At 63.5% G+C, this 1,371-nt stretch carries 2 protein-coding genes; one reads left to right on the top strand and one right to left on the bottom strand.

Annotated elements, in window-relative coordinates:
* On the bottom strand, positions 1-707 hold a 707-nt coding region (locus tag G7A98_RS16540; RefSeq protein ID WP_205596305.1), incomplete at its 3' end, for a transposase.
* Between the two features lie 84 nt (positions 708-791).
* Here G7A98_RS16540 and G7A98_RS16535 point away from each other — a divergent pair.
* Positions 792-1,371: IS30 family transposase (locus G7A98_RS16535; RefSeq protein ID WP_163650772.1), on the top strand; the 580-nt coding region annotated here is incomplete at its 3' end.

Here is a 1,371-nt window from a genome sequence, read left to right as displayed (position 1 = left end):
ACCAGATGCGGGATCCAGGTGTCGGCGTTCTCGGCCGGGCCGGCGTTGCCCTCGCGCAGCAGGCCGCCCACCATGTCACCGGTCTCGGCCAGCGAGGCGACCAGCGGCGAGTAGATGCGGGCCCCGTAAAGGCCATGATAGGCCGACCCGCCCTGGTGGCCATGCACCTCGATCGGCAGGCCGTCGATGTCCAGCGTCAGCTGTTTGGGACGTTCACCGTTCTGCAGCGAGGTCAGGCGCCAGACCACCAGCCGCAACAGGCCTTCGTGCACGGCATCGATATTGTCGTTACGACCGAGGCAGCTCAGCAGCCGCGACAGCGTGGCTTGAGACGGCCGGTCCTGGACCAGGGGCGTCATGCCGCGCGCATCGCTGCAGGCCAACTGCCAAAGCGGGTCACGGCGCAGCGTGTCGGTATCGCTGAGATCGATCCAGCCCATCGCACGCTGCAGCACCAGGGTACGCAACTGGCTGGCCAGCGAATGACGGATGCGCAGCGGGTGGCGTCGATCGACCAGATTGTCTTCCAGCGCCTCGATCACGCCGCTGTTGTCGAGGGCCTCACGCAACAGCAGAGCGCCGCTGTCGCTGGTGGTGCGCTGGCCGCTCAGCTCAACACGGACAGCGCCGTTGCACGAGGGCGTCCAGGTGGATAGGCTTTCACCCATAGCGGATGGCTCTCTTGGTTCAGGTTCTTGGCGGAACACACTGAATTTTCAAGAGAATACCATCCGCTATCTTCGTTTTCAGACCGACCTCATGAATAAGCCGGGATCAGGTACGGTGTTGCTATGAATCACTGCTATCGCCACCTCTCTGCTGAAGACCGAGCCGCCATCATGATGATGCGAGCCACGCATTCGATCCGGGCCATCGCCACTCACCTGGGCCGTGCGCCGAGCACCGTGTCGCGAGAAATCGCTCGCCACACGGTTGATCCCATCAAGGGCTACGATGCCGGCCTGGCGGGCTACCGGGCTCGTCTGACGCGACATCGGCCACGTCAGCGTCCCAAGCTGCACCCCGACGGGGAGCTCTTCGAGGTGGTGGTCTACCTGCTGCGCAAGTACTGGTCACCGCAACAGATAGCCCGCACACTGAAGCGCATGTCTCCCAACGATTCACATCGACGGGTTTCACATGAGGCCATCTACAACGCGCTCTATGTGATGCCCCGCGGCAGCCTCAAGAAAGAGCTCATCGCCTGTCTTCGCCAGGGCAATGGCAAGCGCCGGCCGCGCAGCCGTGGCAAGGATCGACGCCAGCAGATTCCCGAGCTGGTCAGCATCCACAGGCGGCCGCCTGAGATCGAAGATCGCCTGATGCCTGGCCACTGGGAAGGCGATCTCATCATGGGCGCCAACAATCGCT

It is taken from the genome of Modicisalibacter sp. 'Wilcox' (genome assembly GCF_010993675.1).
In the GTDB taxonomy this organism is placed as follows: Bacteria; Pseudomonadota; Gammaproteobacteria; order Pseudomonadales; family Halomonadaceae; genus Modicisalibacter; species Modicisalibacter tunisiensis.
Note: the sequence above shows the minus strand (reverse complement) of the source record. Positions and strands in the feature narration are given on the sequence as shown.